Here is a 24,979-nt window from a genome sequence, read left to right as displayed (position 1 = left end):
CTTGGCGACCAGACAGACCCCAACTTCCCTTTTGGCGTCTACGGTGACTTTGAGCTGAACCAAACCGTCTATACGATCATGTCGTATAATGGCGGTTGGAATGGCGCATCACCAACGACCTTTGCCTATGGCGACGCCGCAAGCCCGATGGCGCTCGATATCGCCATGTTGCAGGAACTCTATGGCGCGAATGACAACTACAACAACGGCAACAACACTTATGAGCTCGCCAGTGCAAACGCAGCCGGCACAGGGTGGGTTGCGATCTGGGATACTGGCGGGGTTGATACAATCACATATAGCGGGACCCGCGATGCCGTCATTGATCTGCGGCCAGCGACACTGGAGTATGGCGTTGGCGGCGGCGGTTTCATCTCGAACGCGGCAGGTATTCAGGGCGGATTTACCATCGCAAACGGTGTCGTAATCGAAAACGCGATTGGCGGCAGCGGCAACGATATCCTTGTCGGAAACGACGCGGATAATGTGTTGACCGGGAACGGTGGAAACGACCTCTTGATTGGTGGCAGAGGCAACGACACGCTGAATGGCGGTGCAGGCAACGACGACATATTCGGCGGTGCAGGCAACGACATGATTGATACGGGGAGCAACAATGACGTGGCCGATGGAAACTCTGGCAATGACACGATCATCACAAGCGGTGGAACGAACACGTTCTATGGCAGTTCAGGCAATGACCAGATCACGGGCGGCACAGGTGCTGACACGATCTTTGGCGGCAGCGGCAACGATCAGATCGCAGGTGGCGGCGGCAATGACACGCTCTTTGGGGGCCGTGGCAATGACATCATCGATGGCGGTAGCGGTTCGGACACCATCACAGGCGGTCTTGGTCAGGACACCATGACCGGCGGCAGTGGCGCCGATGTCTTTATCTTCAATGCCATCAGCGACAGTTGGGCCAACAACAGAGATATTATTACAGACTTTGAGACCGGGACGGACCACATTGATCTGCGTATGATCGACGCCAATCTGGCGCTTGCCGGTAACCAGTCATTTACCTTCAACGCGGGTGGCGCGCCAACAAATACGGCAGGCGAGATTTGGGCGACGGTTTCCGGCGGCGACACGATCATCTTTGTCGATCAGGACGGCGACGGGAATGCCGATATGGGCATTACACTCGCAGGAACGACTGGCGTGACTGCGGGTGATTTCATCCTTTAGATTGCGCGCCCTGGTGCCACACAGCACAGGGTTCAGCCAGCCTGCTCTGCCATTCGTTCTTCACGCTGGCGGCGCATGAAGGCGCGCTTGGTGGACAAGGACGCGGCAATCGTACCGATCGTCACGATCCCGATCAGGATCGTGGACAGCGCGTTGATTTCGGGGCTCACGCCCAAGCGGATCGAACTGAACACCTTGATCGGCAGTGTCGTCGCCGATGGCCCCGCGACAAATGATGCAATCACCAGATCATCGAGCGACAGGGTCAGCGCCAGCAACCATCCCGAAATGACCGCGGGCGCAATGATGGGCAGGGTGACAAGGCGAAACGCCTCGAACGGGGTGCAGCCAAGATCAAGGGCCGCCTCTTCAACCGAGCGGTCAAAGCTGACCAAACGCGAACTAACCACCACCGAGACATAACACATCGAGAAAGTCGCGTGGGCGAGGATGATCGTGAACATGCCCCGGTCCAACCCGATCGAGATAAAGAGCAGAAGCAGTGAAAGCCCCGTGATCACCTCTGGCATCACAAGCGGCGCATAAATCATGCCCGAAAACAGGGTGCGCCCGTAAAACCGCCCACCGCGAACAAGCACATAGGCGCCCATGGTGCCAAGGATCGTGGCAATAATGGATGAGAAGAACCCAACCTTGAACGTCACCCAAGCGGCGTCAAGGAAGGCATCGTTGCGCAACAACTCTCCATACCACTTGGTTGAAAACCCGCCCCAGACAGTGACCAGTCGGCTTTCGTTGAAGCTATAGATGATCACCACAATCATCGGGATGTAGAGGAACGCAAAACCCAGTGTCAGCGATGTCGCGTTGAACCATGTCAGCCGTCTCATGTGTCGGCCTCCATCATCTTTTGCTCGTTACGCTGATACAGCACGATCGGGATGATCAGGATCAGCAGCAATATGACAGCCACAGCACCGGCCACAGGCCAATCGCGGTTGGAAAAGAATTCTTCATAGAGCACCTTGCCGATCATCAGCGTGTCCGATCCACCCAGCAGCGAGGGGATCACGAATTCGCCCAGCGCGGGGATAAAGACAAGGAAACAACCCGCAATAATGCCCGCCTTGGACAGGGGCACGGTGATGCGCCAGAACGCCTCGGTCCGTGAACAGCCCAAGTCTTCGGCGGCCTCTAACAGCGAGCCATCAAGTTTAATCAACGTCGCATAGATCGGCAGAATCATGAAGGGCACATAGGTGTAAACGATCCCGATATAGACCGCGATATTCGTGTTCAGGATCGTCAGCGGTTCGTTAATGATACCAATCCACATCAGAAACTGGTTCAGCATACCTTCCTGACTGAGGATGCCGATCAGCGAATAGACGCGGATCAGAAAGCTGGTCCAGAACGGCAGGATCACCAAAAGCATCAGGGTCGGCTGCCATTCCTTGGGCGCGTTGGCCATGCCATAGGCAATAGGGAAGCCGATCAGCAAACAGATCGTCGTCGAGATGAGCGCGATCTGCACACTGGAAAGGTAGCTCTTCCAGTAAAGATCATCCGTCGCCAGAAATTTGAAATTCTCGAAATCCAGTTGCGACAGAAAATCCCGAAAGCCCGCCCAGCCTTCGGACAGTTCCAGCGTTGGCGTGTAGGGCGGGATAGAAAGGGCAACATCCGAGAGCGAAATCTTGAAGACGATCAGGAAGGGCACAAGAAAGAGAAGGAGCAGCCACCCGTAGGGAACCGCAATCAAAGAGAAACGACGCAGGTTCATCGCGCGCTCCCTCAGCTTTCCAACACAATGCCGGCGGTATCGGTCCAGGACAGCCAGACCTCATCATCCCAAGTAAAGGGGCGGCTTGAACGACGGCGGGAGTTGGCGGTCTGCGCCTTGATGATCGTGCCGTCCGGCAGGGCCACGTGATAGGTCGACAGATTGCCCAGATAGGCGATGTCGAGCACCTTGCCATGGACAATGTTGTTCCGGTCGGTTGGCCGTTCTGCGGAAATCGCAATCTTTTCGGGCCGGATGGCGAAACTCACCTTGCCATCGGCAATCGGTTTCGACGGTGTGCCAATGATCGGGGAATTGCCTTCGGACCATGCAATCGACACCGTGTCACCCTGATTGGTGGCGTAGCCTTCGATGATGTTCACATCGCCGATGAAATCCGCAACATAGGTACTGTTCGGGGCCTCATAAATGCGGTCGGGGGTATCAACCTGTTTGAGCTTGCCGTGGTCCATCACCGCCACACGGGACGCAACGGTCATCGCCTCTTCCTGATCGTGGGTGACAACCACAAAGGTGGTGCCGGTCTTTTCCTGAATATCCATCAGTTCGAACTGCGTGTCCTGACGCAACTTCTTGTCGAGGGCGGACAGCGGCTCATCCAGCAGCAAGAGCTTGGGGCCCTTCGCCAAAGCGCGCGCAAGGGCAACACGCTGGCGCTGACCACCGGAGATTTGCTCGGGTTTGCGAGCGCCGAATTTCTCGATCTGCACGAGCTTCAGCATCTGCTTGACGCGTGCATCTATCTCGTCTTTTGGCATCTTCGAGCGGCGCAAGCCGAAGGCGATGTTTTCGTAAACCGTCAAATGGGGGAACAGCGCGTAGGACTGGAACATCATGTTCACGCTGCGCTTGTTCGGCGGGATAGGCGAAATATCCTGTCCGTCCAGCATGATCGTGCCGGATGTTGGTGTCTCGAACCCCGCCAGCATCCGCATCATCGTGGTTTTGCCACACCCCGAGGGACCAAGCAGGGCAAAGAATTCACGCTCGAAAATATCGATGCTGAGGTCATCAATCGCAGTGAAATCGCCAAAGCGTTTCGACACATTGCGAAACTGGATCAAAGGCTTGGCAGCAGGATCATTCCAAGGCTCAAATGCGGTTTGCGGCATAGGGAACGGGGCCTCAGATATTTGTATGTTGCAAAATCCCCGGCCCGTGTTCCGGGCCGGGGTAGGTCTATCTTATGTACCGGATTTCACCCGTGTCCACATCCGTGTGAGCGAACGCTGCGAGCGCGCATCAAACGGTGTGGTTGTGTAAAGCGTTTCAAGTGTCGCGGCATCCGGATAGATAGCCGGATCACCGATCACGTCTTCCACCAAAAGCTCTTGTGAGGCGATGTTGCCATTCGCGTAGTAAACGTAGTTTGATGCATCCGCCATGTTCTGGGCATCCAGAATAAAGTTCAGGAACGCATGCGCACCCTCAGGGTTTGGTGCATCCACAGGGATGGCCATCTGGTCAAACCACATCAAGGCACCCTCGACAGGGGCGTTATAGGCAATCTCGATGCCGTTGTCGGCCTCTGCGGCGCGGTCGCGTGATTGCAGGATGTCACCGGACCAACCGAAAGCCACACAGATGTCACCGTTGGCCAGTGCCGAAATATATTCCGAGCTGTGGTACTTTTGGACATAAGGGCGGACAGCAGACAGAACCGCCTCTGCTTTGGCCAGAGATTCATCGTCTTTCGCGTCGGGGTCTTCGCCAAGGTACTGCAATGCAGCGGGAACCATCTCGGTGGGCGCATCAAGGAAATGGACACCACAGTCGGCCAGCTTTTCCATATTTGCCGGATCGAAAACCAACGACAGCGAATTGATTGGCGCATCTTCGCCCAAACGTGCGGTCACTTCGCCAATGTTCACACCAAGGCCCGTTGTGCCCCACATGTAGTTGATCGAATACTCTCCGCCCGGATCGTAGGTCTCGGTGCGTGCGCTGACCACATCCCAGAGATTGCCGATATTGCTTAGCTGCGATTTATCCAGTGGCTGAAACGCGCCTGCCGCAATCTGACGCTGCAGGAATGTCGCGGAGGGAACAACAACGTCATAGCCCGACCCACCAGCCAGAAGTTTCGTTTCCAGAACTTCGTTGCTGTCAAACACGTCATAGATCAGATCGAAACCGGTCTCTTCCTCGAACTTGGTCAACAGATCTTCGTCGATGTAGTCCGACCAGTTATAGACGCGCACTTCCTGGGCCCAGCCCGCCTGCGCAGCAAGCACGGCGGCCGCAAGGATAGCGTATGTATTCGTTTTAGGCATGTAATCCTCCGTTAGGAATCCTATTCACTAGCAAGCAGCTTTGATGAAATCATAAACGTTTGCAATCCCGTCTCATAAATTTGATAGGTTTTGACAACTTTATGGGTTTATGAAAACAAGTATGCTTGGAACGCAGGCACAAAAATGACCGTACTGATCAGCAAAAAGCCGGAACACGAAACGATCTATCTGCGCGTCAAAGAGATGATTCTCTTTGGCGAGGTCGTTCCCGGACAGCCGGTCACGATACACGGACTGGCGGATTTGATCGGCACCGGCGTCACCCCTGCGCGCGAGGCAATCCGGCGATTGACAGCGGAAGGCGCCCTTGTCACGCTTGAGAACAGGCGCATCGCTGTACCCGCCATGACCACCCGCAGATTGCAGCAGATCGAGCTGGTCAGACTAACGGTGGAACCAGAACTTGCTGAAGCAGCAGTCGCGTATATTTCACAAAATGATATCAATGAATTAGAGCGGCTCGACAGTCTGGTTGACGACGCCATAAAAGGCGGTGATATCCGCGGGTATCTGGAAGCAAATTACCGCTTCCATTTCCATCTCTATCACCTTGCCGACGCAGGTATTCTGCGTAGAATCGCAGAGAGTCTCTGGCTTCGTGTGGGGCCCTCGCTGCGGGTGGTCTGCGGGCGATATGGCACCGCAAATCTCGTGGATCACCACCGCGCAGCGATCCAGGCATTGCGTCAGGGCGATGCACAGAAAACACGCGAAGCCATGACACAGGATATCCGGCAAGGCATGGGGTTCATCCAACAAACAGCGACCGACTGAGCGTAGAAAATTCATGCACCGCCACCAGAGTGGCAATTGACTATTGCTCTACTTTTGATCAAATTATGGACCAGCGGCCAAAGCGACCGCTCTCGCGCCTTAGGAGGCACCAATGTCATCAGCGAATAGCGCCAACTGGCAAGATTCTCTTTCCGAAGAGTTCACGACCTACAGCAAAGGCGCCAAAATCGACGGGGTGGAATGTATCATCCCCGACCTCGTCGGCACATCACGCGGCAAAACCATGCCCGCAACAAAATTCCGCCCCGATATTGAAATGGCACTCCCGATCTCGCTCTTTTACCAGACGGTTTCGGGCGATTACGTCGATATGGATATCGAAAACCAGTGGCTGGAAAAGGACACGATCCTCAGACCGGATATGTCAACCGCATGCGCAGTGCCTTGGGCGGATGACGTATCGCTGCAGGTGATTTGCGATATGTACAACCGCGACGGCACACCGCTTTCTGTCGCACCGCGCTCGATCCTGAAAAAGGTTATGGCCGCTTATGCCGAAAAAGGCTGGAAGCCCGTCATCGCGCCCGAGCTGGAGTTTTACCTGACAACGCCGAACCTCGACCCGAATGATCCCATTGAGACACCGGTCGGCCGGACCGGCCGCAAGGTACCAAGCCGTCAGGTCTATTCGATGGTGGCCGTTGATGAATACGGGCCCGTGATTGACACCATTTACACCTACGCCGAACAGCAGGGCCTGCCAATTGACACGCTGATCCAGGAGGGCGGCGCTGGCCAGATCGAGATCAACCTGATCCACGGCGATCCTTTGCACGTTGCCGATCAGGTGTTCTATTTCAAACGCACGATCCGCGAAGCCGCCCTGAAGAACAACGTCTTTGCCACATTCATGGCCAAACCCAAACGGGATGAGCCGGGAAGTGCCATGCATGTGCATCAAAGCGTTGTGGACATTGAAACAGGCAAAAACATCTTCTCTGCCGAAGATGGCAGTGCCACAGATTTGTTCCGTTGGTTCACCGGTGGATCACAGACCTATCTGATGCAGGTCATGCCGTTGATGGCGCCTTATGTGAATTCTTTCCGCCGCCTGACGGTGGACGGGCAAAGCGCGCCCGCAAACCTTGAATGGGCCACCGATAACCGCACAACGGGACTGCGCGTGCCACATTCGCGCCCTGAATCGCGGCGGCTTGAAAACCGCGTCATCGGGATGGACTGCAATCCCTATATCGCAATCGCGGCGTCTTTAGCCTCTGGCTATCTTGGCATGATCAACAAGATCGAACCACGCGCAGAAGCAACGAAAGAGGTCTGGGAAAGCGACCTTCCCCTGCCTTCAAGCCTGCGCGAAGCGCTTGATTATTTCGAAGATGCCGCGGAAATCCGCGGTTTTCTAGGTGAAGAGTTTTGCAGGCTTTATGAACAAATCAAGGTCGCCGAAAACGAGGAATACCAACGCGAGATTTCGCCTTGGGAACGCCGCCACCTTCTCTTGAACGTCTAGCACCAGAGGTCCCCCATGAATGTGATTACAAATTACCCCCCGACCGCTGAACTTCAGGCGCTCGATTCCGCGCATCACCTGCACCCGTTCAGCCATGCCAATGCGCTTGCCGAAAGCAAACCGCGCGTCATTACGTCGGCCAAAGGCGTCTGGCTGAAAGACAGCGACGGCCATGAGATCATCGACGGGATGGCGGGCCTGTGGTGCGTCAACATCGGCTATGGCCGCGAGGAACTGGCAGAGGTCGCGGCGCGCCAGATGAAGGAACTGCCCTTCTACAACACCTTCTTCAAAACCACGCATATCCCCGCGATCATGCTGGCCAAGAAGCTCGCCGAACTTGCCCCGGGCGATCTGAACCAGGTGTTCTTTGCCAATGGCGGGTCTGATGCGAATGACACCAACATCCGCCTCGTGCGGACCTATTGGGCCGAAAAAGGCGAGCCGGAACGTGATGTGATTATCTCGCGCTGGAACGCCTATCACGGCTCGACCATCGGTGGCGCTTCATTGGGGGGCATGAAAGGGATGCACGGCCAAGGTGGTCTGCCGATCCCCGGCATTGAATTCATCGACCAGCCCCACTGGTGGGCCGAAGGCGGCGATATGACACCCGAGGAATTCGGGTTGGAGCGCGCGCGCCAGTTGGAAGCGAAGATCAAGGAGATCGGGCCAGAACGCGTTGCGGCTTTCATCGCCGAACCGATCCAAGGTGCGGGCGGCGTGATCGTACCGCCCGAAACCTATTGGCCGGAAGTCCAGCGGATCGTCAAAAAATATGACATCCTGCTGATCGCGGATGAGGTGATCTGCGGCTTCGGGCGCACCGGCAACTGGTTCGGTTCGCAGACCGTCGGGATTGAGCCCGATATCATGACCATCGCCAAGGGTCTCAGCTCTGGCTACATCCCCATCGGCGGGTCGATCGTGTCCGATCGTGTGGCCGACGTGCTGCGCGATACGGAATTCAACCACGGCTACACCTACTCGGGCCACCCCGTTGCCTGTGCCGTGGCGCTGGAAAACCTGCGCATCCTGGAAGAGGAAGGCATGATCGAAAACGTCCGCGATGTGACAGCACCTTACCTGCGTGAGAAATGGGAAGCGCTGGCCGATCACCCGCTGGTCGGTGAGGCCAAAATCGTGGGCATGATGGCATCTCTCGCGCTGACACCCGATAAATCCACCCGCGCTGTCTTTGCCGCCGAGACAGGCACTGCCGGTTTCATCTGCCGTGACCGCTGTTTTGCCAACAACATCATCATGCGCAGTGTCGGCGACCGGATGATTATTTCGCCGCCTTTGTCGATCACATGCGACGAGATCGACATCCTGATTGCGCGCGCGCGCAAGTCGCTGGACGAGGCCTATGAGAAACTGAAAGCTGACGATCTGCTGAAAGCAGGCTGATGGACCTGCTGAACGTCAACGACCGCGCGGGTGAATACCCGCCGTCCTACTATGCCGACAGGGCGGCCCATCTGGACAGATTTCCCGCAGCAGCGGGTGATCTGGACTGCGATGTATGTGTTATCGGTGGCGGTTTCACCGGATTGTCCACCGCCTATCATCTGGCCCAGCGCGGCTATGATGTGGTGCTGGTTGAGGCGCAGCGTGTCGGCTTTGGCGCGTCCGGTCGCAATGGTGGACAGGTCGCGCGCGGTCAACGGCGCGATCAGGAAGACCTTGAAGCGATGATGGGCGACACAGATGCCCGCGCTTTGTGGGATATCGGCTGTCAGGGGACGGATCTGGTGCGCGATCTTTGCAGCAAAGACGAGGTTCACACTTCCTTTCACCCCGGCATCGTGCACACAGTCCACCGCGCACGCGATCATGCCCATAACCACGCCTATGTTGCCCATATGCAGGACAAATACGGCGACGACAAAATCAGCCTGCTGTCACCCGAGGAATGCCGCGAGATCGTGAACTCGCCCGCCTATCACGGTGGTACACTTGATACGGGCGCGGGCCATGTGAATCCGCTGGAGCTTGTTCTGGGGCTGGCACGGTTGGCGGTAAAGGCGGGTGCGCGGATATTTGAAGGTGCCAAAGTCACCGCGATTGAAGAAGGGGATCCTGCTTGCGTCAAAACGGATCAAGCCAAGATCAAAGCGCGGTATGTCGTGATGGGCTGCAACGGCTATCTGGGCACGATGCAAAAACACGTGGCCGCCCGCGTCATGCCGATCAACAATTTCATCGTCTCGACCAAACCGATGACACCCGAGGCGCAGAACCAGATCATCCGCAATAACTATGCCGTCGCCGATAGCAAATTTGTGGTGAACTACTTTCGCTTCTCCGAGGATCACCGGCTCTTGTTCGGAGGCACCGAAAGCTATGGCTATAAATTCCCCAAAGACATCGCGGGGGCCGTGCGCAAACCGCTGGCCGAGATCTTCCCCCAGCTCAAAGACGTCGAGATCGACCATGCATGGGGTGGCACACTGGGCATCACCATGAACCGGATGCCGCATTTTGAACGGATTGGCGGGAATATCCTGACGATGTCAGGATTTTCGGGATCGGGTGTCGCGCTTGCGACGCTCTCGGGGCAGATCGCTGCGGAAACCATCGCAGGTCAGGCGGAACGGTTCGACATCATGGCACGTGTGCCGACATATCCGTTCCCCGGCGGGCCAAAATTGCGTTCGCCTTTGCTGGTTTTGGCAATGCTGTGGTATAGCTTGCGCGATAAATTATAGTTTTGATCACATTTCCAACAGGACAGGGCGACCGGACTTGCGACAAGGATGGCCGGCTGGTTGAATACAATGGCGTACCGAAAGCTTTGAGCAATTGGCCCGGGCTGTCATAGAAAGTCTACGGTATGCCGACCCAAACTTTGATCAGTGAATTTTAACAGTCTTATTGAATATCTAAGATTAGGCCTGATTATGGCCCTAATTTCACCCGATTGCCCAGTTAAAAGGCATGAAGTAACGGTGAAAAGGTAGCATGGTATGAAAAGCATTTCGAAATCAATGGATCCTGACGAAGCAGCCCAGGCCTTTTTTGGCCAGGACGATAAAACATTCTCGGAGATGCTGAAAAAGCTTACAGCGAACGATCCGCGTCTGACGGCAATCTTTCAACAGACCCGTGAACGGTTTCTGAACTCGCAAAATTCCTGAGGTTTCCGACCTGCGCACATTGGATTTAACGCCCAGTGACCGCTGTGACCCCAGATTGGTCGCTCACAACTGCTTCAATCGGTCCAAAAACCCTGAAAACCGCTTGACCTTTCGCCCCCCGACAGGTTGAACGACCCACAGACTTTTCTAGGAAAAATGGGTGGTTTTCAGATGGACGACCAGAACAAGAACCTCATCTTGGCAACGGTGCTTAGCTTTGCCGTGATCGTGGCATGGACCACATTGTTCCCGCCCGAGGATCTGCCCGTTGATCCTGCCACCGAAACCGCCCAACTGCTCGAGGACCCCACGTTGCCCGCGTCTGATCCGGTGGCCCCCACCGCCATGACGCCAACCGATGCGCCAGAGGCAGCCGCGGAAGCACCACGCGTGCCGATTGCAACAGACGAACTGAGCGGCTCCATATCCCTCTTGGGCGGGCGGATTGATGATCTGGCGCTGACGCAATACCGCGAAACAATCGACGAGAACGCGCCCATCGTGCGTCTGCTGAAACCTGTCGGTGAAGCAGGTGCCTATTTCGCGTCCTTCGGCTGGACCGCAACCGATGGCATTGATGCAAGCGCGGTTCCCGGCCCGGACACAGTCTGGTCACTGGAAAGCGGTGATACACTGACGCCAACCACCCCCGTGACCATCGCGTGGGACAACGGCGCGGGCCAGATTTTCCGCACCGAAATTTCGGTCGATGACGCCTTTATGTTCAGCTTTGCACAAAGCGTCGAAAACACAACAAGCACACCCGTTTCAGCGCGACCTTACGGCATTTTGCGCCGTCACGGAGTGCCTGCCGATCTGAAGAACTTCTTCATCCTCCACGAAGGCATGGTACGCATGACCGATGGTGAGCTGGAAGAAACCGACTATGGCGACATCACCGACTATGCCGTAGATCCACGCGAACGCACGCAAGCCGAGCGTCTGGAGGTCACCTCAGCCGGCTGGATTGGCTATACTGATCACTATTGGATGACCACGCTGATCCCTCAACAGGGTGTGCCGTTCCGCTCGACCTCCAAGTACTTCGATGTCCGTGACCTCTATCAGGTTGAGGCCGTGATGCCGATTGAAACGGTCGCTGCCGGTGAAACCGCCACAGTCACGACCCGTCTGTTTGCGGGCGCCAAGGAATGGGCCGAAATCCGCCATTATCAGGACGAGGAAGGTGTCGACGGCTTCCTTGATAGTATCGACTGGGGCTGGTTCTTTTTCCTGACCAAGCCGATTTTTGCGCTGCTGCACTACCTGAACATCGTCATTGGCAACATGGGGTGGTCAATCCTCGCGCTGACTGTGATCCTGAAAATCATCGTGCTGCCGCTGGCTTATAAATCCTATGTCTCGATGGCAAAGATGAAAGAGCTTCAGCCTGAGATGGAGAAGCTGAAGGAGCGCGCAGGCGACGACAAGCAGGCCATGCAGCAAGGCATGATGAAGCTTTATAAAGATAACAAGGTGAACCCTGCCGCCGGTTGTTTGCCGATCCTGTTGCAGATCCCGATCTTCTTCTCGCTCTACAAGGTGATCTTTGTCACGATCGAACTGCGCCACGCGCCATGGATCGGCTGGATTCGCGACCTGTCAGCGCCTGACCCGTCATCGTTCCTGAACCTCTTTGGCTTGCTGCCCTTTGCGGCCCCCGAGCCTGGTTCAATCCTTGCGCTGATCTTTATCGGTATCCTGCCAATCTTGCTGGGTGTGTCGATGTGGCTGCAGCAAAAGCTCAACCCCGCCCCGACAGACCCCACGCAGCAGATGATTTTTGCGTGGATGCCATGGGTCTTCATGTTCATGCTGGGCCACTTCGCGTCCGGTCTGGTGCTGTACTGGATTGCCAACAACGTTATCACCTTTATCCAGCAGTATGCGATTATGCGGAGCCACGGGGCCAAGCCTGATGTTTTTGGCAACATCAAGTCCAGCATCAAAAAGAAGGCTGCGGTGGAAGACGCCAAGAAAGAGGGCAAGTAGATGACGCGTGTCGCCGCGCTGTGGCGGCACCCCATCAAAAGCCACGGGCGTGAACGACTTGATCAGGTCACACTGATGCCGGGTCAGACGCTGCCTTGGGATCGCGTCTGGGCGGTCACGCATGAGGCCTCAAGGTTTGACGCCGATGCGCCTGAATGGGTGCCTTGCGCCAATTTCATGATTGGCACGGGAACACCCGACCTTGCCGGTATCTGGGCGACGCTTGATGATGTGGCGGGCAAGATCACCCTGCGCCACGATACGTTGGGAGAGGTCAGCTTTGATCCGGATAACCCATCGGATGCGGCAAAATTCCTTGATTGGGTGCGCCCTCTTTGCCCGCCCGACAAACGCCAGCCAAGGGCGCTTGCCAAAGTACCGGCGCGCGGGATGACAGACACGGATTATCCCTCAATCTCGATCATGACGAAGGCCAGCCACGACGCTGTGGCGGACAGGTTAGGCCGCTCGCTTGAGGTAGAACGCTGGCGGGGCAATATCTGGCTGGATGGCACCGCTGCATGGGAAGAAATGACATGGATCGGCAAGGATGTGCAAATCGGCGAGACCGTCTTGCAGGTCGTCGAACCCATTGAACGCTGCAAGCACACGATGGCCAACCCGCGCACAGGCAAACGCGACGTTGATACGCTCTCGGTTTTGCGCGATGGCTGGAACCATCAGGATTTTGGCGTCTATGCCAAGGTCATCAAGGGCGGTAAGATCGCCCTCAACGATACGGCAAAGGTAATCTGAAATGGAAATGCGCTTTCCCGAAGTGGAAGAGCCTGATGCACAAACGCTCGAAAAGGGCCGCTTGCTTTTTGCAGGTGAAACCGAATTCGTCAAAGGCGTCGTCGCGATGGACGGCCTACCCCCGGCGGACCGGATCGAAGTCTGCTTTGCGGGCCGCTCGAACGTGGGCAAATCATCCCTGATCAATGCGCTGACAGGGCGCAAAGGGCTGGCGCGTGCATCGAACACGCCGGGGCGCACGCAGGAAATCAACTATTTCACCGCGGGCGATCTCTATGTCGTCGACCTGCCCGGCTATGGCTTTGCCAACGCGCCTGTGGCGGTTGTTGAAAAGTGGCAGCGCCTGCTCAAGCAATATCTTTCGGGCCGTCAGACCCTGCGCCGCGTCTTTGTGCTGATTGACGCGCGGCACGGGGCGAAAGCGGTCGATGAAGAGATCATGTCACTGCTGGATAGCTCTGCTGTGACTTTTCAGGTGGTCATGACCAAGGTCGACAAACTGCGCGGCGATGCGCTGCAAACCTCGCTCGACAAGACCCGCGCAGCCTTGGCCAAACACCCGGCGGCTTTTCCTGAACTGATCCTGACGTCGTCCGAAAAGGGTGATGGTATCGCCACCCTGCGCGCCGTCATTGCGGGAATAGAATGAATACAAGGAAACAAGATATGAACCGTGACTGGATCGCAACCGCGCGAACTCTGTCAGAGGCACTCCCTTATCTACAGCGCTATTCCGGCGCGGTTGTCGTGATCAAATTCGGTGGCAACGCCATGGGCGACGCAAATGCGATGGCCGAATTTGCCCGCGATATCGTCTTGATGCGGCAGGTCGGCATGAACCCCGTTGTGGTGCATGGCGGCGGCCCGATGATCAACGAAATGCTCGATAAACTGGGGATCAAATCCGAATTCGTGCGCGGCAAACGTGTCACGGATAAGGACACGGTCGAAGTGGTCGAAATGGTGCTGACCGGCCTTGTGAACAAGCGGATTGTCCAGGCCATCATGGATGAAGGCGGGCGCGCAGTTGGTTTGTCGGGCAAGGATGACGACCTGATGGTGGCCGAAGCCGACGACCCTGAACTTGGCTTCGTCGGCAGGCCGATCGAAATGAATGTGCAGGTGTTGCGCGATCTGTTTTCTGCGGGAATTATTCCGGTGGTTGCACCGGTTGCCACAGGCATGGATTTCAACGAGACCTTCAACGTCAACGGCGACACTGCGGCCGGTGCCATTGCCGGTGCGCTGAAAGCGGACCGCCTGCTTCTTCTGACGGATGTGGCAGGGGTGAAGGACGCCGAAGGCAACGTGATCACCCAGATCACCCCTGAACAGGTTCGCGCGATGATTGCGGACGGTACGATTTCCGGCGGCATGATCCCGAAAACGGAAACCGCCCTTGATGCGATTGAAAAGGGCGTGCGTGCTGTTGTAATCCTTGATGGACGGCTGCCCAATGCCAGCCTGTTGGAGTTGTTCACCGAACATGGCGCCGGATCCATCATTCGCGCACCCCGCGATTGAATGTCGAGGCACGTGGGCATTGCGGCTGACTTGGGCGCATTGCTCGCACCCCATGGGCTGCAGCCCTTGGGCGACTGCTCCGACGGGGACAGCACGATTACCCTGATCGGCCCCGATGAACCTGCATTCTGGCCCATCTTTGCGGCCAGTCCCGAATACAAAGACGGGCAGCCAGACCCGATGGACCGCTGGTCGACCCGCATCATCGGTGAATTGGCAGTAACGCTCGGCGCTGAACCGCTATTCCCGTTCGGCGGCCCGCCCTATGCGCCGTTCTTTACATGGGCCAAACAAACAGGGCGGTTCTGGGCATCACCGATCGGATTTCTGGTGCATGTTAGGGCGGGGCTCTTCACGTCTTTCCGAGGTGCGTTGCGCTGGAAAAAGCCTGCCGAGATTGGCAGCAACCCAAAGCCCTGCCTGACATGCGACCACCCCTGCGCCACAGCCTGCCCAGTAGGGGCCTTCAACAACGGCTATGATGTGGCCGCCTGCAAAGCCCATGTCGCCTCGGAGGCTGGCACAACCTGCCGCACCGCCGGATGCCTTGCGCGCCGCGCCTGCCCCGTGGGCCAAGGCACCCGCCTACCCGCCCAATCCGCGTTCCATATGGAGGCCTTCCTATGACTTTGCGCCTGATCCTGATCCGACATGCGAAATCAAGCTGGAGCGATCCTTTCGCCGATGATCATGCGCGTGTCCTGAACGACCGCGGGCGTGCATCAGCCGAGGCGATTGGCACATGGATGGCGGAAGAAGGCTATCTGCCCGAAGTAGTGCTTTGCTCGGATGCGATACGCACCCAAGAGACCGCGGCACTTATCCTGCCGTCACTTGACCCGCAGCCCAAGCTGGAGCTGACCGGCACGATCTATCACGCATCGCCCGATACGATCCTTGACTTGCTGCACCGGCAAACAGCCCAGAACGTCGCCGTCATCGGCCACAACCCCGGCATCGGCATGCTGGCCAATATGCTGGTCAGGGTTCCACCCAAACATCATCGCTTCAGCGACTATCCGACATGCGCCACCACAGTGATTGATTTCGACGCAGAGAGCTGGATGCAGGCCAAAGCCCGAACCGGGTATTGCAAAGCCTTCGTCGTGCCGCGCGATCTGATCGGCACTTCGGCGCAAGATATTGAATGAAAAAGCCCCGGCGCTGACCGGGGCTTCTTCTGATCGAATTTGATTGGTTCTAGTGACCCAAAATCTGGCTCAGGAACAATTGCGTCCGGTCTGATTGCGGGTTGTTGAAGAACTCTTCTGGCTCGTTCTGTTCCACGATCTGGCCCTGGTCCATAAAGATCACGCGGTTCGCGACCTGACGGGCAAAGCCCATCTCGTGGGTCACGCAGAGCATGGTCATGCCCTCTTCGGCCAGCTCGATCATGGTGTCGAGCACCTCTTTGATCATCTCGGGATCAAGCGCCGATGTCGGTTCGTCAAACAGCATGATGCGTGGGCGCATGCAAAGCGAGCGGGCAATCGCCACACGCTGCTGCTGACCACCGGACAACTGGCCGGGATATTTGCCGGCCTGCTCGGGGATCTTGACCTTCTCAAGGAAGTGCATCGCGGTTTCTTCGGCTTCCTTCTTGGGCGTTTTACGCACCCAGATCGGGGCCAGCGTGCAGTTCTCGAGGATCGTCAGATGCGGGAAGAGGTTGAAGTGCTGGAAACACATCCCGACCTCTGATCGGATCTTGTCGATATTCTTGAGGTCCGAGGACAGCACGGTGCCGTCCACGGTAATCTTGCCTTGCTGGTGCTCTTCCAATGCGTTAATGCAACGGATCAACGTCGATTTACCAGACCCCGAGGGGCCACAAATCACGATCCGCTCGCCGCGATACACCGTCAGGTCGATGTCGCGCAGCACATGGAACGAACCGTACCATTTGTTCATATTCTCGATGGTAATCGCCAGCTCGTCCGAGACTTTCATTTGTGTTGCTTCGGCCATAGTTTTAGCCTCCCTTAGCGGTGGTCGGTTGCGAGCCTACGCTCCAACCATTGTGAGTATTGTGAAATGCCGTAACACACGACGAAGAATAGAACCGAGGCCGCCATGAACAGCTCCCAGTAGACCCCGTTCCAGTCGGTTGACGACAGGATCGGACCGCGGATCATACCGACGAGATCGAACATCGAAATGACCGACACAAGCGTGGTGTCCTTGAACAGACCCACGGCCACGTTCACGATGCCCGGGATCGAGATCTTGAGCGCTTGTGGCAGGATGATCAGACGCATCGCCTGCGCATAATCAAGCCCAAGACTGTCAGCGGCCTCATACTGGCCCTTCGGCAAAGCGGCCAGACCCCCACGGATTACCTCGGCGATATAGGCGGCCGAGAACATGGTGATCATGATGATCACCCGCAGGATAAGGTCAAATGTTGTCCCCGGTGGCAGGAAGTAGGCCAGAACCACGTTTGCCACGAAAAGCAAGGTGATCAGCGGTACGCCACGGATGAACTCGATGAAGATCACGCAGATCCACTTGATGATCGGCATGTCTGACTGACGGCCCAGCGCCAGCACGATCCCCAAAGGCAGCGAAAGAGACACGCAGACCACGCCAAGCGTCATGTTGAGCATAAAGCCCCCCATGTCACGCGACTGCACGGCCTCAAGGAACGGCTCGGCAGGGGCGATTGCATCGACGATATAGCCGCCGATAAACCACGCGATAAACGCGGCAATCACGCCACCGAAAAAGCCCATCGCAAAGCTGTCTTTGACGAAGCGCGCATACACAAGGTACCCGATGACAATACCCAGCAGTGCAAAGAGTGGCGTATAGATCGTGCCACCCCAGATCAGCCAGTAGGCCAGGAACGGGTAGATCGCTGTGAACAGCAGCAATTTACGCGGCAGGTCGAAGAACATGACCGGTGCAGCCGCGACAAACAGCAACAGGAATGCCAGTCCCGGACGCCAGTAGAATTCAGACGGGTAACTGAACCCGAACAGAAGCTGGTTCCAGCGCTCCGTGATAACGGAGAAACATGCCCCCGTGGCACCATCAAGGATTTCACGACACTCTGCCAAAGAGTTTGTGTTCCAGATGCCGTTTGCCATCCAAGGGAATGCGCCGGTCACCAGCTGATAGATCACATAAAGCGATACCAGCGTCAGGATGCTGTTGGGGATGCTTGAGAACAGGTTCTCGCGCATCCATTTGACCACACCTGCCTCGCTGGCGGGCGGGGGCAGTTGCGGCAGTGTTTCGGTGCGGACAAAAGCGACTGAGGTGTTATCTGACATATCAGCGCTCCTTCAGCTTAACAGAGTTGTTGTAGACGTTCATCACAGCCGAGATCAGCAGCGAGATCGTCAGATAGAACAGCATCAGCAGCAGAATACATTCAATCGCACGGCCTGTCTGGTTCAGGGTAATCCCGCCCAGCGTGGACGTGACATCCATATACCCCACAGCGATCGCCAGAGAGCTGTTCTTGGTGATGTTCAGATACTGCGAAATCAGCGGCGGAATGATGACCCGCAACGCCTGCGGCAGAATGACAAGGTTCATGATCCGACCGGGGCGCAGACCAAGCGACGCCGCAGCCTCTGTCTGGCCCTTCGAAATTGCCTGAATACCGGCACGCACGTTTTCAGCGATAAAGGCACCGGTATAGATGGCCAGAGCGAACCAGAGCGCGATCAACGACCCACGCAGGTGAAGCCCGCCTTGAAAGTTGAAGCCTTGCAGCGAGGGATAATCCAAGGTGATTGGACGACCGAGGATGAAATAGACAAGGATCGTGGGAACAAAGAACAGCGCCACGGATGGCCATAGCATCGGCAAGAGCTGACCTGTGTCATAGAGTTTTTTGGTCGCGTATCTGCGATAAGCAAATATCCCGATGATCGAGGCGATAAAGACCGCAATGACGATCCAACCGCTTGCACCATCAATCACCGGAGCGGGCGAATAAACACCGCGGTTGGTAAAGGCGAATGCGTCAAACAACATGCTTGATGTTGCATTGTCACCCCTGAACGCATTTGGCGCAGGCATACTGACGGTCATGACCGAGAAGATAATGATAATCCAGATCAGAACGGGAATGTTCCGGAAGATCTCGACGTAGAACGCCATCAGTTTGCGCACGACCCAGTTGTTCGACAAGCGCAAAACACCGGCGATCACACCAAAGATGGTCGCGGTCACACAGGCGAGGAAGGCAACAATCAGTGTGTTGATAATCCCCACAACCGCAGCCCGCAGGTGCGATGACTGGCTGTCATATTCGACGACAGTCTGGTTGATGTCATATCCTGCAGGATCGCCCAGAAAGCCAAACGAAATATTCAGGCCTTGCGCAGCAAGGTTGCTCACTAGGTTGATGCCCAGATAGGCCATGAAACCGATCAGGAGCACGAGAGCGATGAATTGGAAGGTGTAGGATCGATAACGCGTGTCGTTGATAAGCATCGACAAGCGGAACGAACCCTGTGGTGGGTCTGTGACCGACGTCATTATGTATTCCCCGTTACTTCAGCGCTTTTTTTGATTTGGTTGCTTAGGCAACTCGTTTGCGCCGATTTTTATGGTCGTCTTGGTGAAAGGGCGCGGTTTGAACCGCGCCCTTTGATCTTGTCCGAATTCCTTAGCGGAATGGAGGGGTGTACAGCAGACCACCATCTGTCCACTGCGCGTTCAGACCGCGTGCCAGACCGATTGGTGTGTTCTCGCCGATGTTCTTTTCGAACAGCTCGCCATAGTTACCACCGGCAGCGATTGCCTTCTTCGCCCAGTCTGCTTCCAGACCCAGCATTGCGCCCAGCTCACCTTCGGTGCCCAGCAGGCGGTTCACTTCAGGGTTGCCTGTTGGTGCAGCTGCCAGCTCTTCGATGTTGGCAGATGTGACGCCCAGCTCTTCAGCAGCGATCAGCGCGTTCAAAGTCCAACGCACAATGTCACCCCATTCGTTGTCGCCGTGGCGGACGAGCGGACCAAGAGGTTCTTTCGAGATGATCTCTGGCAGGATGATATGATCCTGTGGGTTCTCGAACGCAGCACGTGTCGCAGCCAGACCGGATGCGTCAGTTGTATAAACGTCACATGCACCAGCAAGGTACTGCTGCTGGCCTTCAGCGTTTGTTTCGATCGGCACTGGCTCATAGCTGATGTTGTTGGCGCGGAAGTAGTCGGCCAGGTTCAGCTCGGTTGTTGTACCGGTTTGGATGCAGACAGTCGCACCATCGAGTTCTTTCGCAGAGGACACGCCCAGATCGCGTGGCGCGATAAAGCCCTGACCGTCGTAGTAGTTGATGCCAACAAATTCGAACTTCAGATCCACGTCGCGGCTGAATGTCCATGTTGTGTTGCGTGCCAGCATGTCGATCTCGCCGGAAGCCAGCGCTGTAAAGCGTGTCTTACCTGTTGTTGGAACGAATTCGACTGCAGTCGGATCACCCAAAACAGCAGCAGCAACGGCGCGGCAAACGCCTACATCAAAGCCTTCCCATACGCCGTTTGCGTCTGGTGATGCAAAGCCGATCAGGCCAGTTGTGACGCCACAGTTCAGTGTGCCGCGCTCTTTCACGTCATCAAGCGTTGCCGCTGAAGCCATGCTTGCAGCAAAGCCTGCAAGGGTGAGTGCGCCGTAAAATGCGGTTTTTTTCATTTTTACCTCTTCCTGAGTTTCCGCCCCATAATCAGAGCAGCCAATTTTTATCCCGTCCCGATAGACAGTCATGAGTAGTGAGCCAGATAAACCAGCCCAATGACCAGAGAGTTTGGGTATTCTGGCCTAGAGTCAAGGGCAGTAGCCGAAAAACACAGCGTAGATGCCACTAAATGAGGCACTTTTCGATGTGACCGGTGCAAACATTAGCTTTCCCTTAGGTTAGTGAAAACCTGTAAAACCGTGCGGCATCTTCAAAGGCTTGCCGTTTGATCGCTTCGGCAGCGGTGGCCTCCTCGTCCTCGCCCCACTGCGCAATCTGCCAATGCTCATCTATACGTGAAAGCAACCATGCCTTTTCAACCTCAATGGCCTCGCGTGTCACCCCAAGCGCGAGAATCAAAGAGCCCGAGAGACTGATCAAATCGTGGACCGCGGCCAAGGCGAATTCATCAAACGCCGCAAGCTCATCTCGCAGCTTGCCAAGCGCGTCAGGCGGCTGTGCGACATGCATCACCCCTTCGCCAATCGCAAGACGCACACCGAGTGCATCCGCCGCCCAGTCCAGCAAAGGATTCCAAGCCTCGGCCTGTTTCCGGATCAGCCCCTCTGGCCCGGCGGCACGGTAACACAGCAGATCGCTGTCCCCATATTCTGCAAGCAAGTCCACAACTTCGTCGCGCTGTGTGCGGACCTTGTCGATGGCGGCATTTGCACCACGGGTCACCGGCATCGTGCGTGGGTCAATCAGCTTTTCCTGTGCATCCCACTCAGCGGCTATCGCTTCGGCCATGGTCATGGTCGGTACCGTCAACGACGCTTTTGCGGGCGTGCGTACCGGACGCCCATCAAGCAGGACAGTGAAGCCCCCGTCACAGACCTCGGCCTGCGCCTGTTTCCAAAACCGTTTTGGTTGCCAATCACTCATTGTTCAGACGCCTATCAGTTGGTCCACAGCACCGGCCAGCGCTGCGAAATCGTCAATCATTGCATCGGGTTGCAGGGTCTCTGCGGGATGATAGCCCCAAGTGACCCCGATCTTTTTGATACCCGCCGCCCGCGCCATATCCATGTCGAAGGTCGTATCACCCAGCATCACAGCTTTTTGCGGCACAACACCGGTTTCATTCAGCGCCGTCAGAATCATCGAAGGGTTCGGTTTGGACGGATGGTGATCCGCCACCTGCTCGGAATGAAACACCCCCGTCAGCCCGTGCCGTTCCAGCACCTTATCAAGCCCGCGCCGCGATTTGCCCGTCGCCACCGCCAAGAGCGTGTGATCCTGTGCGCGCAACACATCCAGCGCATCAAGCGCTCCGGGAAACAATGGGCCCATCTCTTGGTTCTGGGTGCGCAGCGACATGAAGGCGTCTTTATAAGCCTCCACCATCCGTGCGCGGCGGGACGCGTCAATATCGCGGCAAAGGGTCTGAAAAGCTTCTGCCAGCGACAGCCCGACAATCGACAAAACCGTTGCGCGCTCTGGCAAAGCCAGCCCTTCGGACTGAAACGCCAGCGCCATCGCCGCCATTATCTCGGCCTGACTGTCGACAAGTGTTCCGTCGACGTCAAAAATCACCAACCGCAGGTCACTCATCAGGCATATTGAACGGATCAACGGGCGCGTGGCCAACAACCCAGCCCACGAAATCCCATGTGTTTTGCATATGCTCCGGCAAAGGCGCTGTGATGTGCAGGATCGCCCCTGTCGCAGGGTGTTCGATCGTCAGGCTGCGTGCATGCAAATGCAGCTTGCGCCCGATCTCGCTGCCCATACCAGCGCCCCAACCATCGCCAAGGTTTTCCTGACCGGACCCGCCATATTTGCCGTCACCGATAATGGGATGGCCAATCTCGGCCATATGGGCGCGCAATTGGTGGGTGCGCCCCGTGATCGGCACCAGAGCACACCATGACGCACGGCTGGCAAGCGTATCCATCACGGCGTAATCACTGGTCGCACGTTTCGCGCCTTCGACGCTATCCAAATCACGCGGATGCACGCAGCGCATCTTTTCATTTTCGCCACCACGGCCATGACCCGCGGCTTTCACTAACCCGTATTTGATCGTGCCTGCACGCGGATGGGGAACACCTGCGACAGCGGCCCAATAAATCTTGCGCGTCTCGCGGTGTTTGAGGTTCTCGGTCAATTGCTTGGCCATCATGCGGGTACGGGCAAGCAACAGAACACCCGATGTATCCTTGTCCAGACGGTGCACCAGACGGGGCTTTTCGTCGTAGTCAAACATCAACGCCTCGGCCAACCCGTCCACATGTCGGGCCGTGTTGGTGCCGCCTTGCGTGGCAAGCCCGTGGGGTTTGTTGATCGCGATGATGTGCTCGTCCTTGTAGATCACGCAGGACTGGATCAGTTTGGCATCCGCCTTGGTCACGCCGCGCTTGGCAAGGTTGGCTGCTGCCGCGGCCTCTTCCTCGGTTGGGAGGGGCGGGATACGCACCTTCTGGCCTACATCAAGACGGGCGTTTGATTTCACGCGGCCACCGTCAACACGCAACTCGCCTTTGCGGCACATCTTTTCGATCCGCCCTTGGGTCAGATGCGGGAACAGGCGGCGCAGATAGCGGTCCAGCCGCTGGTCACCGTCATCAGGGCCGATCACCCGCGTTTGTACGCCACTCATGTTGTCATTCCTTTGGCAAGCCACAGACCCAGCCCGCAGGCCATCAAGGACAGAACCACCGAGCCCGCGATATAGGCACCTGCGGCGGTGAAACGTCCCTCTTCAAACAGACGCAATGCGTCCAACGTAAAGGCCGAGAAGGTGGTGAAGCCACCCAAGAGCCCCGTCATCACAAACGGCGACCAATGCTGCAACCCGCGGTCTGCCAGATGCACCCAGATCACGCCAATCGCAAAGGACCCGATCACATTGACCGTCAGCGTGCCCAATGGAAACGCCACGGTCAAACCGACCAGATAGCGCAGCACAGAGCCGATCGCCCCGCCAAGAGCCACAGAGATTACAGGTGTCATCATGCCGCCCCCATGGGCCTTTGTGCCAGCCTTGTCAATTCTTGCTCCGTTTGGCGCGCAGGCCCGCAAAAAAATCAACGCGCTTTTTCAGCTCACGCTCGAACCCGCGGTCTACGGGGATGTAATAGACGCCACGCTTCATGGTTTCGGGGAAATAGTTCTGGCCGCTAAACCCGTCCTCGGCATCGTGGTCATAGGCATAGCCAGCCCCGAACCCCTGTTCCTTCATCAAACGCGTTGGCGCGTTCAGGATATGGGCGGGCGGTGGCTCTGATCCGGTCTGTTTGGCGGCAGCGACAGCACCCTTGTAGGCCACATAGGTCGCATTGGATTTGGGCGCGAGCGCGAGATAGGTCACCGCCTGAGCCAGCGCCAACTCCCCCTCGGGCGATCCAAGCCTTTCATAGGTTTCCCATGACTGCAGGCAAATGGCCTGCGCCTGTGGGTCGGCAAGGCCGATATCCTCGACCGCCATGCGCGTGATACGGCGCGCAAGAAACCGTGGATCCTCGCCGCCCGCCAACATACGGGCGAACCAGTAAAGCGCCGCATCGGGGTCTGAGCCGCGCACGGATTTATGCAGGGCGCTGATCAGGTTGTAATGCTCATCGCCGGATTTGTCGTATTTTGCGGCACGTTTCATCAGGCGTTTCGTGAGGTCATCGCGCCCCAGTTTGGCATCCGTTTTCCATGCGGCGACCTGTTCAATCAGATTGAGCAAGGCGCGACCATCACCATCGGCCATATTCAAAAGCGCCTCACGGGCGTGACCATCAAGCGGCAAAGTGCGGCCGAGTTCCTTTTCGGCACGCTGCGCGAGCAATTCGAGGTCTTTGAGGTCAAGACGGGTGAGGATGAACACCTGGCTTCGGCTCAGAACAGCGGCGTTCAACTCAAAACTGGGGTTTTCGGTCGTGGCACCCACCAGCAGGATGGTCCCGTCTTCCATATAAGGCAGAAACCCGTCTTGCTGGGCTTTGTTGAAACGATGGATTTCATCGACAAACAGCAGGGTGCCCTTGCCGTTCTGGCGGCGCATCTTAGCAGCCTCGAACACCTTACGCAGCTCCGGCACTCCGGTGAAAATCGCGCTGATCTGGACGAAATGCAGGTCGGTCTCGGCCGCCAGCAAACGGGCGATCGTCGTCTTGCCCACACCGGGTGGTCCCCAGAAAATCAGCGAAGACAGCGAACCAGAGGCAAGCATTGTGCCCAGTGGCGCATCAGGGCCGAGAACCTGCTGCTGGCCGATGACCTCGGACAGGTTTTTGGGCCGCAAACGATCCGCCAGCGGGCGCGGGCCGTTGGGGGTATTGCTGGAGGTGCTGTCAAAAAGATCGGCCATGGCAGAAACATAAGCTTTGTTCAAAAAAGCGAAAGCCCCGCCAGAATGGCAGGGCTTTGCGAAA

At 56.8% G+C, this 24,979-nt stretch carries 25 protein-coding genes; 12 read left to right on the top strand and 13 right to left on the bottom strand.

The window, feature by feature from the left end; translation table 11 throughout:
* Window positions 1–1,194 (top strand): M10 family metallopeptidase C-terminal domain-containing protein (locus VGP75_RS11835; RefSeq protein WP_327543855.1); only part of this gene is annotated, 1,194 nt, incomplete at its 5' end.
* 32 nt (window positions 1,195–1,226) lie between these two features.
* On the opposite strand, the gene VGP75_RS11830 is transcribed toward VGP75_RS11835, so the two are convergent.
* The 4 genes from VGP75_RS11830 to VGP75_RS11815 all read right to left on the bottom strand — a co-directional run bounded on the left by VGP75_RS11830 (window position 1,227) and on the right by VGP75_RS11815 (window position 5,232).
* Window positions 1,227–2,045 (bottom strand): ABC transporter permease, encoded by an 819-nt coding sequence (locus VGP75_RS11830; RefSeq protein WP_327543854.1) that lies wholly within the window; start codon window positions 2,043–2,045, stop codon window positions 1,227–1,229.
* On the bottom strand, window positions 2,042–2,932 hold the full coding sequence (locus tag VGP75_RS11825; RefSeq protein ID WP_327543858.1) for an ABC transporter permease subunit: 891 nt from the start codon (window positions 2,930–2,932) through the stop codon (window positions 2,042–2,044). Before VGP75_RS11825 ends, VGP75_RS11830 begins: the two co-directional genes overlap by 4 nt.
* Before the next feature lie 17 nt (window positions 2,933–2,949).
* The gene (locus VGP75_RS11820) at window positions 2,950–4,071 is read right to left on the bottom strand and encodes an ABC transporter ATP-binding protein (RefSeq protein WP_327543853.1); all 1,122 of its coding nucleotides are present in this window, start codon (window positions 4,069–4,071) and stop codon (window positions 2,950–2,952) included.
* A gap of 72 nt (window positions 4,072–4,143) precedes the next feature.
* Window positions 4,144–5,232: a polyamine ABC transporter substrate-binding protein gene (locus VGP75_RS11815; RefSeq protein WP_327543852.1), complete on the bottom strand. Its 1,089-nt coding sequence runs from the start codon at window positions 5,230–5,232 to the stop codon at window positions 4,144–4,146.
* 144 nt (window positions 5,233–5,376) lie between these two features.
* On the opposite strand from VGP75_RS11815, the gene VGP75_RS11810 reads away from it, so the two are divergent.
* From VGP75_RS11810 to VGP75_RS11760, 11 genes are all read left to right on the top strand, one after another.
* Window positions 5,377–6,027 carry a GntR family transcriptional regulator gene (locus tag VGP75_RS11810; RefSeq protein ID WP_327543851.1) on the top strand — a complete coding sequence of 217 codons (651 nt, stop codon included), beginning with the start codon at window positions 5,377–5,379 and terminating at the stop codon, window positions 6,025–6,027.
* Between the two features lie 112 nt (window positions 6,028–6,139).
* Window positions 6,140–7,516 (top strand): glutamine synthetase family protein, encoded by a 1,377-nt coding sequence (locus tag VGP75_RS11805; RefSeq protein WP_327543850.1) that lies wholly within the window; start codon window positions 6,140–6,142, stop codon window positions 7,514–7,516.
* Between the two features lie 15 nt (window positions 7,517–7,531).
* Window positions 7,532–8,926 (top strand): aspartate aminotransferase family protein, encoded by a 1,395-nt coding sequence (locus tag VGP75_RS11800; RefSeq protein ID WP_327543849.1) that lies wholly within the window; start codon window positions 7,532–7,534, stop codon window positions 8,924–8,926.
* Window positions 8,926–10,227 carry an NAD(P)/FAD-dependent oxidoreductase gene (locus VGP75_RS11795; RefSeq protein WP_327543848.1) on the top strand — a complete coding sequence of 434 codons (1,302 nt, stop codon included), beginning with the start codon at window positions 8,926–8,928 and terminating at the stop codon, window positions 10,225–10,227. The genes VGP75_RS11800 and VGP75_RS11795 overlap by 1 nt, the downstream gene beginning before the upstream one ends.
* A 279-nt stretch (window positions 10,228–10,506) precedes the next feature.
* Window positions 10,507–10,656, top strand: coding sequence for a hypothetical protein (locus VGP75_RS11790; RefSeq protein WP_327543847.1), 150 nt, complete (start codon window positions 10,507–10,509; stop codon window positions 10,654–10,656).
* 171 nt (window positions 10,657–10,827) lie between these two features.
* The gene (yidC, locus tag VGP75_RS11785) at window positions 10,828–12,648 is read left to right on the top strand and encodes a membrane protein insertase YidC (RefSeq protein WP_327543857.1); all 1,821 of its coding nucleotides are present in this window, start codon (window positions 10,828–10,830) and stop codon (window positions 12,646–12,648) included.
* Window positions 12,649–13,404: an MOSC domain-containing protein gene (locus tag VGP75_RS11780; RefSeq protein WP_327543846.1), complete on the top strand. Its 756-nt coding sequence runs from the start codon at window positions 12,649–12,651 to the stop codon at window positions 13,402–13,404.
* Between the two features lies 1 nt (window position 13,405).
* Window positions 13,406–14,053: a ribosome biogenesis GTP-binding protein YihA/YsxC gene (gene yihA, locus VGP75_RS11775; RefSeq protein WP_327543845.1), complete on the top strand. Its 648-nt coding sequence runs from the start codon at window positions 13,406–13,408 to the stop codon at window positions 14,051–14,053.
* A gap of 17 nt (window positions 14,054–14,070) precedes the next feature.
* A complete protein-coding gene (gene argB, locus VGP75_RS11770) occupies window positions 14,071–14,928 on the top strand; it encodes an acetylglutamate kinase (protein WP_181417089.1) in 858 nt (285 codons plus the stop codon).
* A gap of 12 nt (window positions 14,929–14,940) precedes the next feature.
* On the top strand, window positions 14,941–15,555 hold the full coding sequence (locus tag VGP75_RS11765; protein WP_327543844.1) for a ferredoxin: 615 nt from the start codon (window positions 14,941–14,943) through the stop codon (window positions 15,553–15,555).
* A complete protein-coding gene (locus tag VGP75_RS11760; protein ID WP_327543843.1) occupies window positions 15,552–16,079 on the top strand; it encodes a SixA phosphatase family protein in 528 nt (175 codons plus the stop codon). Before VGP75_RS11765 ends, VGP75_RS11760 begins: the two co-directional genes overlap by 4 nt.
* Window positions 16,080–16,128: 49 nt before the next feature.
* Here the strand turns inward: VGP75_RS11760 and VGP75_RS11755 are convergent, their stop codons facing one another.
* From VGP75_RS11755 to VGP75_RS11715, 9 genes are all read right to left on the bottom strand, one after another.
* Window positions 16,129–16,896 (bottom strand): amino acid ABC transporter ATP-binding protein, encoded by a 768-nt coding sequence (locus tag VGP75_RS11755; protein WP_327543842.1) that lies wholly within the window; start codon window positions 16,894–16,896, stop codon window positions 16,129–16,131.
* A gap of 14 nt (window positions 16,897–16,910) precedes the next feature.
* A complete protein-coding gene (locus tag VGP75_RS11750) occupies window positions 16,911–18,203 on the bottom strand; it encodes an amino acid ABC transporter permease (protein WP_327543841.1) in 1,293 nt (430 codons plus the stop codon).
* Between the two features lies 1 nt (window position 18,204).
* The gene (locus tag VGP75_RS11745) at window positions 18,205–19,422 is read right to left on the bottom strand and encodes an amino acid ABC transporter permease (protein ID WP_327543840.1); all 1,218 of its coding nucleotides are present in this window, start codon (window positions 19,420–19,422) and stop codon (window positions 18,205–18,207) included.
* 130 nt (window positions 19,423–19,552) lie between these two features.
* Window positions 19,553–20,572, bottom strand: coding sequence for an amino acid ABC transporter substrate-binding protein (locus VGP75_RS11740; RefSeq protein WP_327543839.1), 1,020 nt, complete (start codon window positions 20,570–20,572; stop codon window positions 19,553–19,555).
* Between the two features lie 217 nt (window positions 20,573–20,789).
* Window positions 20,790–21,500 carry an ATP12 family chaperone protein gene (locus VGP75_RS11735; RefSeq protein WP_327543838.1) on the bottom strand — a complete coding sequence of 237 codons (711 nt, stop codon included), beginning with the start codon at window positions 21,498–21,500 and terminating at the stop codon, window positions 20,790–20,792.
* Window positions 21,501–21,503: 3 nt separating this feature from the next.
* A complete protein-coding gene (locus VGP75_RS11730) occupies window positions 21,504–22,169 on the bottom strand; it encodes an HAD-IA family hydrolase (RefSeq protein ID WP_327543837.1) in 666 nt (221 codons plus the stop codon).
* Window positions 22,162–23,217: an RluA family pseudouridine synthase gene (locus VGP75_RS11725; RefSeq protein WP_327543836.1), complete on the bottom strand. Its 1,056-nt coding sequence runs from the start codon at window positions 23,215–23,217 to the stop codon at window positions 22,162–22,164. The genes VGP75_RS11730 and VGP75_RS11725 overlap by 8 nt, the downstream gene beginning before the upstream one ends.
* Window positions 23,214–23,573: a fluoride efflux transporter CrcB gene (gene crcB, locus VGP75_RS11720; RefSeq protein WP_327543835.1), complete on the bottom strand. Its 360-nt coding sequence runs from the start codon at window positions 23,571–23,573 to the stop codon at window positions 23,214–23,216. Before crcB ends, VGP75_RS11725 begins: the two co-directional genes overlap by 4 nt.
* Window positions 23,574–23,604: 31 nt before the next feature.
* Window positions 23,605–24,915: a replication-associated recombination protein A gene (locus tag VGP75_RS11715; RefSeq protein WP_327543856.1), complete on the bottom strand. Its 1,311-nt coding sequence runs from the start codon at window positions 24,913–24,915 to the stop codon at window positions 23,605–23,607.
* Between the last annotated feature and the right edge of the window lie 64 nt (window positions 24,916–24,979).

The organism is Yoonia sp. (genome assembly GCF_036007805.1).
Taxonomy (GTDB): Bacteria; Pseudomonadota; Alphaproteobacteria; order Rhodobacterales; family Rhodobacteraceae; genus Yoonia.
This window is presented reverse-complemented; position numbering and strand designations above follow the sequence as displayed.

Bases quoted from the DNA above. Each gene is read 5' to 3' on its own strand.
- VGP75_RS11830 (WP_327543854.1), bottom strand. From the start codon at position 2,045: ATGAGACGGCTGACATGGTTCAACGCGACATCGCTGACACTGGGTTTT.
- VGP75_RS11820 (WP_327543853.1), bottom strand. From the start codon at position 4,071: ATGCCGCAAACCGCATTTGAGCCTTGGAATGATCCTGCTGCCAAGCCT.
- VGP75_RS11815 (WP_327543852.1), bottom strand. From the start codon at position 5,232: ATGCCTAAAACGAATACATACGCTATCCTTGCGGCCGCCGTGCTTGCT.
- VGP75_RS11810 (WP_327543851.1), top strand. From the start codon at position 5,377: ATGACCGTACTGATCAGCAAAAAGCCGGAACACGAAACGATCTATCTG.
- VGP75_RS11805 (WP_327543850.1), top strand. From the start codon at position 6,140: ATGTCATCAGCGAATAGCGCCAACTGGCAAGATTCTCTTTCCGAAGAG.
- VGP75_RS11800 (WP_327543849.1), top strand. From the start codon at position 7,532: ATGAATGTGATTACAAATTACCCCCCGACCGCTGAACTTCAGGCGCTC.
- VGP75_RS11795 (WP_327543848.1), top strand. From the start codon at position 8,926: ATGGACCTGCTGAACGTCAACGACCGCGCGGGTGAATACCCGCCGTCC.
- VGP75_RS11790 (WP_327543847.1), top strand. From the start codon at position 10,507: ATGGATCCTGACGAAGCAGCCCAGGCCTTTTTTGGCCAGGACGATAAA.
- yidC (WP_327543857.1), top strand. From the start codon at position 10,828: ATGGACGACCAGAACAAGAACCTCATCTTGGCAACGGTGCTTAGCTTT.
- VGP75_RS11780 (WP_327543846.1), top strand. From the start codon at position 12,649: ATGACGCGTGTCGCCGCGCTGTGGCGGCACCCCATCAAAAGCCACGGG.
- yihA (WP_327543845.1), top strand. From the start codon at position 13,406: ATGGAAATGCGCTTTCCCGAAGTGGAAGAGCCTGATGCACAAACGCTC.
- argB (WP_181417089.1), top strand. From the start codon at position 14,071: ATGAACCGTGACTGGATCGCAACCGCGCGAACTCTGTCAGAGGCACTC.
- VGP75_RS11760 (WP_327543843.1), top strand. From the start codon at position 15,552: ATGACTTTGCGCCTGATCCTGATCCGACATGCGAAATCAAGCTGGAGC.
- VGP75_RS11755 (WP_327543842.1), bottom strand. From the start codon at position 16,896: ATGGCCGAAGCAACACAAATGAAAGTCTCGGACGAGCTGGCGATTACC.
- VGP75_RS11750 (WP_327543841.1), bottom strand. From the start codon at position 18,203: ATGTCAGATAACACCTCAGTCGCTTTTGTCCGCACCGAAACACTGCCG.
- VGP75_RS11745 (WP_327543840.1), bottom strand. From the start codon at position 19,422: ATGACGTCGGTCACAGACCCACCACAGGGTTCGTTCCGCTTGTCGATG.
- VGP75_RS11740 (WP_327543839.1), bottom strand. From the start codon at position 20,572: ATGAAAAAAACCGCATTTTACGGCGCACTCACCCTTGCAGGCTTTGCT.
- VGP75_RS11735 (WP_327543838.1), bottom strand. From the start codon at position 21,500: ATGAGTGATTGGCAACCAAAACGGTTTTGGAAACAGGCGCAGGCCGAG.
- VGP75_RS11730 (WP_327543837.1), bottom strand. From the start codon at position 22,169: ATGAGTGACCTGCGGTTGGTGATTTTTGACGTCGACGGAACACTTGTC.
- VGP75_RS11725 (WP_327543836.1), bottom strand. From the start codon at position 23,217: ATGAGTGGCGTACAAACGCGGGTGATCGGCCCTGATGACGGTGACCAG.
- crcB (WP_327543835.1), bottom strand. From the start codon at position 23,573: ATGATGACACCTGTAATCTCTGTGGCTCTTGGCGGGGCGATCGGCTCT.
- VGP75_RS11715 (WP_327543856.1), bottom strand. From the start codon at position 24,915: ATGGCCGATCTTTTTGACAGCACCTCCAGCAATACCCCCAACGGCCCG.